Raw genomic sequence first — 6,117 nt, 5'->3', positions numbered from 1 at the left:
CCCCGGGCGCCCCCGCCGCGGCAGCCCCCGGCGGCCCCGCACAGACCCCCGCGCATACTTCGGTACGGATCCACCCACGCAAGGAGCAGGTGAGCGATGACATCGTCTGACGCGACGCCGGAGGCCGGCGCCGCCTCGGTAGCGGGCGAGCAGCCCAAGGGCTTCGACCTGGCGACGCTGCTCGCCCAACGCGGCGGTGAGCGCTACGACCTGTACACCAAGCACCTCAACCACCAGCTGCCGCGCATGCTGCACACCATCGGCTTCGACAAGTACTACGAGCGGGCCGAGGGCGCCCACTTCTGGGACGCCGAGGGCAACGACTACCTCGACATGCTGGCCGGATTCGGCGTGATGGGCCTGGGCCGGCACCACCCGGTGGTCCGCAAGGCGCTGCACGACGTCCTGGACGCCGGACTGGCCGACCTCACCCGTTTCGACTGCCAGCCGCTGCCCGGCCTGCTCGCCGAGAAGCTGCTGGCGTACACCCCGCACCTGGACCGGGTCTTCTTCGGCAACAGCGGCACCGAAGCCGTCGAGACCGCGCTGAAGTTCGCCCGCTACGCCACCGGCAAGCCCCGGGTGCTGTACTGCACCCACGCCTTCCACGGCCTGACCACCGGCTCGCTCTCGGTCAACGGCGAGGGCGGCTTCCGGGACGGCTTCGCCCCGCTGCTGCCGGACACCGCGATCGAGATGGGCGATCTGGACGCGCTGGCCAGGGAGTTGAAGCGCGGCGACGTGGCGGCCCTGATCGTGGAGCCGATCCAGGGCAAGGGCGTCTACCTGTCCCCGCCCGGCTATCTGCGCGCCGCCCAGGAACTGCTGCGCAAGCACAAGGCGCTGCTGATCGCCGACGAGGTGCAGAGCGGCCTCGGCCGCACCGGCGCCTTCTACGCCTACCAGCACGACGAGGGCGTCGAGCCGGACCTGGTGTGCGTCGCCAAGTCGCTGTCCGGCGGCTATGTCCCGATCAGTGCCACGCTCGGCAAGGACTGGATCTTCAAGAAGGTCTACTCCTCGATGGACCGGGTGCTGGTGCACTCCGCCAGCTTCGGCTCCAACGCCCAGGCGATGGCGGCGGGTCTGGCCACCTTGTCGGTGATGGACGACGAGAAGGTGGTGGACAACGCCCGCCGCACCGGTGACCTGCTGCGCGAGCGGCTGGCCGCCCTCACCGACCGCTACGAGCTGCTCAAGGAGGTGCGCGGCCGGGGCCTGATGATCGGCATCGAGTTCGGCCGCCCCAAGTCGCTGGGTCTGCGCAGCCGCTGGACGATGCTGCAGACGGCCCGCAAGGGCCTGTTCGCGCAGATGGTGGTGGTCCCGCTGCTCCAGCGGCACCGCATCCTCACCCAGGTCTCCGGCGACCACCTGGAGGTCATCAAGCTGATCCCGCCGCTGATCGTCGACGAGGCGGACGTGGACCGTTTCGTGGCCGCCTTCACCGAGGTGATGGACGACGCGCACGGCGGCGGCGGACTGATGTGGGACTTCGGGCGGACCCTGGTCAAGCAGGCCGTCGCCAACCGGTAGCGCCGGCGCGGCGGTCGGCGCGGCGCGGCTCAGGCGGCTCAGGTGCGGCTCAGTCGGTGAGCAGCCGCTCCTTGAGCCGCTCGCGCCGCTCCGGCGTCAGCCCGAGGCCCTCCTCCAGGTAGCGGTCCACCGTGCCCCACCGCTCGTCGATGGTGTCGAACGCGGTGCGCAGGTACTCCAGCCGCGCCTCGAACAGCGATCGGAGCAGTTCACGGATGGCCGGGTCGATGGCGGCGCCGGTGCTGCCGTCCCCGCGGACCACCTTGTAGCGGTGGCTGCGGGCGTTGCTCTTCAGGTAGTCGGCCTCGATCGCGGACCGCTGCACGCCGAGCGCCAGCAGGATGATCGCGATGGAGGTGCCGGCCCGGTCCTTGCCGGCCGCGCAGTGCAGCAGCGCCGGGATGGCCGGGTTCTCCGGCTCGGTGAGCAGCGCGAGCATCCGGGCGTGCTCGCCGGTGCGCTCCAGGATGAGCTTGCGGTAGGCGTCCGCCATCCGGGCCTCGCCCTTGCCGTCGCCCAGCAGCTCGTGCAGCGAGGCCACGTCGCCCACCCGGACGATGTGCCAGAAGCCGGCCCCCTCGGCCGGATCGCTCAGCGGCATGTTGAGGTTGCGGGTGCCGGCCAGCACCGTGTCCGGGCCCTCCAGCGCGATGTCGTCGCCGTTGCGGAAGTCGAAAACGGTGTGCAGGCCGAGCCCGCCGAGGAAGGCGGCGTCCTCCTCGGTGGCGTGCGCGAGGTGGCCGCTGCGGAAGAGCACCCCGTGCCGCACCCGCCGCCCGTCCGCCGTCGGCAGCCCCCCGACATCGCGGAAATTGCGGACGCCGGCCAGCTCGGGCTCGCCTTCGAGCTCGCCTTCCGGCTCGGCTCCGGTCGGGGCGGACTGCCGTGCTTCCTGCGTCACCGGCGCTCCTCGTTCATCGCTTACGGCTCATGCTGGGGCACTGGCGACGATACGGCAGCGCGGTGACGACGTACCGACCGGTATGTGGCCGTTGGACTTATTCCGACTGTACCCGTTTGACCTGGTGGGATGAATCACCTCGTATCGGGGGGCCCTGACGGTCGCGCAGACGGCGCCCGAAGGGGAAAATGGTGCGACGTGGCTGACGATGCGCACACGGACAGCGAAGGCGCGATCGGGTCGTACACCGCGGTGGGGGACAGCTTCACCGAGGGCGTGGGCGATCCGGGTCCCGACGGTGCCTGGATCGGCTGGGCCGACCGGCTCGCGGTCCTGCTCGCCGAGCGGAGCGCCCGGGCGGCGCCGCCCGGCGGCTTCCGCTACGCCAACCTCGCGGTGCGCGGGAAGCTGCTCGACCAGATCGTGGCGGAGCAGGTGCCGCGGGCCAGGGAACTCGCGCCCGACCTGGTGACCTTCTGCGCCGGCGGCAACGACATCCTGCGGCCGGGCTCCGACCCCGACGCCATCGCCGACCGCTTCGAGGCCGCGGTGGCCGACCTCGGCTCGGCGGTCGGCACCGTCCTGGTCTGCACGGGCTTCGACACCCGGGGTGTGCCGGTGCTGCGCCACCTGCGCGGCAAGATCGCCACGTACACCGCCCACGTACGGGCCATCGCCGACCGCCACGGCTGCCCGGTGCTCGACCTGTGGTCCCTGCGCTCGGTGCAGGACCGCCGGGCCTGGAGCGCCGACCGGCTGCACCTGTCGTCCGAGGGGCACACCCGGGTCGCGCTGCGCGCCGCCCAGGTGCTGGGTCTGGACGGGGCGGGCGACCCGGACCAGCCGTGGCCGCTGCAGCCGCAGCGGCTGCCGTCGCAGGTCCGCCGGGACAACATCGTGTGGGCCCGCGAGTACCTGGTGCCCTGGATCGGCCGCCGGCTGCGCGGCGCGTCCTCCGGCGACGAGGTCACCGCCAAGCGACCGGACCTGCTGCCGCTGTAGGGAGCGGGCCCGAGCCGGCGGGCGGGCCCGTGCGGCGGGGCCGCCGACCGCGCGGGCCGGGGGCGTCAGCCGGGGAAGTCTACGGGCGCGTGGTGCGCGGCCAGTTCGGCCCACACCACGCGCCCGGCGCCGCCGTCTGCCGGGTCCGATCCCCAGGCCAGCGAGAGCACGCTCACGAGGAGCAGCCCCCGCCCGCCTTCCTCGTCGGCTTCGGCGGCACAAGGCTCGGGGACCCCGGTTCCCCTGCCCTGGTCGGTGACTTCCAGCCGGACGACCGCACCCGACTCCTGCAGTACGCAGGTGATCTTCTCGCTGTCGGTGTGCCGTACGGCGTTGGTGAACAGTTCCGTGATCACCAGACTGGCGTCGTCGCACAACTCCAGGTCCGCGCCCCACTCGCCCAGGCGCGTACGGACCCGCCCACGGGCGTCCGCCACGGACGCGCTCGTCGCGGGCAGCCGGAACACGTCGCGGCGGCAGGGATCGCCGACACCGTCCCGGCTCGGGTGCCGAACGGCATCAAGTGAAGGAACCACGCCGCAACTATGGGGCCCGTGACGGACACATGGCAAGGTTCCTATCTGTAATTTACAGAATCGCCTGAACACGCTGTCGCGTGGCGCTGACGACATGACACACTGCTGGACAGTCAAAGAAGTTGGAGGATGAGTCGTGATGGACCCGCGGCCGGGTGGTGCTCCGACCGTCCTGCGCATGGTGCTCGGAAAACGCCTCCAGGACCTCCGGGAGCAGGCGGGGCTCAGTTACGAGGAAGCCGGGCGCGCTCTCGATGTGACCCACGCCACCATCCGCCGGATGGAAAAGGCGGAAGTCGGGCTGAAGCTCCCGTACGTCGAAAAGCTGCTCACCACCTACGGCATCACCTCCCCCGAGGAGATCGGCGGCTTTCTCGCGCTCGCCCGCGAGGCCAACCGCCCCGGCTGGTGGCACAGCTTCCGCGATGTGCTGCCCGACTGGTTCAGCGCCTTCGTCAGCCTGGAGGGCGAAGCCACCGTCATCCGCGCCTACGAGCCGCACTACGTCCCCGGCCTGCTCCAGACGCCCGACTACGCCCGCGCCGTGCTGCGGGCCGGGCTGCCGCACGCCGCCGGCGACGAGATCGACCGGCTGGTCACCCTGCGCACCGAGCGCCAGGCGCTGCTGCTGCGCCGCGAGAACCCGCCCCTGCTGTGGGTCGTGATGGACGAGACCGTGCTGCGCCGCCCGATCGGCGGCCGGGCGGTCATGCGCGACCAGATAGGCGCCCTGATGGACGCCACCGAACAGGCCAACGTACGGCTGCAGGTGATCCCGTTCACCGCGGGCCCGCACCCGGCGATGTACGGGCCCTTCCACATCTTCCGGTTCCAGCTCCAGGAGATCCCCGACATCGCGTACGCCGAGAGCCTGGTCGGCGGCGTCTATTTCGATGAGCGGGACGACGTGTCCACCTTCCTGGAAGCACTCGACCGGATGTGCGCGCAGGCAGCGCCGGCACAGAGCACCAAAGCCATCCTCGATGGCATGCGCAAGGAGATCTGAACCATGGATCGCACCACCAACGACCGCGGGGACGCCGCCATATACAGCGGCGGCTACGCGTACGAAGACTTGTACGAAGCTGTTCACGACGGTGTCTACAACGGAATGCCGGCCACCGAACTCGGTGCCGACGGCTGGCGCAAGCCCTGGAGCGGCGGCAACGGCGGGTCCTGCGTCGAGGCCAAGCGGCTCAACGACGGCCGGGTGGCGCTGCGGCAGTCCACCGACCCCCACGGCCCGGCGCTGATCTACACCAACCACGAGATCGCCACGTTCATCCTGGGGGCCAAGGCCGGCGACGCGGACTTCCTGCTGTCATGACCGCCCACCCCGTGCCGCGGCGGCACGACACGCAGCGCGGGCCGCACGGCCCCCACCGGCGCCCCGAAGCCGGCCCGCGCCACGAACGCGACCAGCACCAGGTACCGATGAAGCGGAGGACGGCGTGACCGACCAGGGATTCCCCGTCGAGGAGATCGACACCAGCAGGCCGCACCCGGCCCGCATGTACGACTACTTCCTCGGCGGCCGGGACAACTACGAGGTGGACCGCGAGGCCGCGATGCGGGTGCTCGACGTCGCCCCGGAGGTGCCGGCCAGCGCCCGCGCCAACCGCGACTTCATGGGCCGCGCGGTGCGCTTCCTGGTCGGGAGCGGCATCCGGCAGATCATCGACATCGGCACCGGCATCCCCACCTCGCCCAACACCCACGAACTCGCCCACGCGGTGTCCCCGGACGTCCGCGTCGCCTATATCGACAACGACCCCATCGTGGCCACCCACGCCGGCGCCCGGCTCACCGGGACCGGCAACACCGGCTTCTTCCTCGGCGACATGCGCGAGCCGCGCAGCATCCTGGAGCACCCCACCATCGGCAAGCTGATCGACTTCGACCAGCCGGTGGCCCTGATGCTGGTGTCGGTCCTGCACTTCGTCCGGGACGACGAGGACCCGGTGGGCATGATCGCCGCCTACCGCGACGCCCTGCCGGCCGGCAGCCTGCTGGTGCTCTCGCACGCCACCGGCGACTTCCACCTGGACCACGTGGACGACGTGCTGGAGGTCTACAAGAGGCCTCCGCCAGCCTCACCGCGCGCAGCCACGCCGAGGTACTGGCCCTCTTCGACGGCTTCGA

Annotated in this window: 7 protein-coding genes; 5 read left to right on the top strand and 2 right to left on the bottom strand. The window is 71.2% G+C overall.

All coding sequences use genetic code 11. The features are described 5' to 3' along the window. The first annotated feature begins 96 nt into the window (after positions 1–96). Entirely contained in the window at positions 97–1,536 is a 1,440-nt protein-coding gene (locus tag GA0115240_RS13805; protein ID WP_093736971.1) for an aspartate aminotransferase family protein, read from the top strand. 49 nt (positions 1,537–1,585) lie between these two features. Here GA0115240_RS13805 and GA0115240_RS13800 read toward each other — a convergent pair whose 3' ends face one another. After that, on the bottom strand, positions 1,586–2,437 hold the full coding sequence (locus GA0115240_RS13800; protein WP_093736970.1) for a tyrosine-protein phosphatase: 852 nt from the start codon (positions 2,435–2,437) through the stop codon (positions 1,586–1,588). A 198-nt stretch (positions 2,438–2,635) separates the two neighbouring features. Between GA0115240_RS13800 and GA0115240_RS13795 the strand changes: the two genes are divergently transcribed. Further along, positions 2,636–3,439 (top strand): SGNH/GDSL hydrolase family protein, encoded by an 804-nt coding sequence (locus GA0115240_RS13795; RefSeq protein ID WP_093736969.1) that lies wholly within the window; start codon positions 2,636–2,638, stop codon positions 3,437–3,439. A gap of 65 nt (positions 3,440–3,504) precedes the next feature. Here GA0115240_RS13795 and GA0115240_RS13790 read toward each other — a convergent pair whose 3' ends face one another. After that, complete coding sequence (locus GA0115240_RS13790; RefSeq protein ID WP_256069801.1) at positions 3,505–3,906, bottom strand: ATP-binding protein; 402 nt, start codon at positions 3,904–3,906, stop codon at positions 3,505–3,507. Positions 3,907–4,153: 247 nt separating this feature from the next. Here GA0115240_RS13790 and GA0115240_RS13785 point away from each other — a divergent pair, with 247 nt between their 5' ends. The 3 genes from GA0115240_RS13785 to GA0115240_RS13775 form a co-directional block, all read left to right on the top strand. Further along, positions 4,154–4,981, top strand: a complete 828-nt coding sequence (locus GA0115240_RS13785) for a helix-turn-helix domain-containing protein (RefSeq protein ID WP_176725068.1) — start codon at positions 4,154–4,156, stop codon at positions 4,979–4,981. Positions 4,982–5,086: 105 nt separating this feature from the next. Beyond that, positions 5,087–5,302: a DUF397 domain-containing protein gene (locus GA0115240_RS13780; RefSeq protein WP_237554857.1), complete on the top strand. Its 216-nt coding sequence runs from the start codon at positions 5,087–5,089 to the stop codon at positions 5,300–5,302. Between the two features lie 124 nt (positions 5,303–5,426). Further along, on the top strand, positions 5,427–6,117 hold a 691-nt coding region (locus GA0115240_RS13775; protein WP_107407142.1), incomplete at its 3' end, for an SAM-dependent methyltransferase.

This window comes from Streptomyces sp. DvalAA-14, from assembly GCF_900091855.1.
Lineage (GTDB): Bacteria > Actinomycetota > Actinomycetes > Streptomycetales > Streptomycetaceae > Actinacidiphila.
The sequence above is the reverse complement of the archived record's forward strand: the minus strand, read 5'-3'. Positions and strand labels throughout refer to the sequence as shown.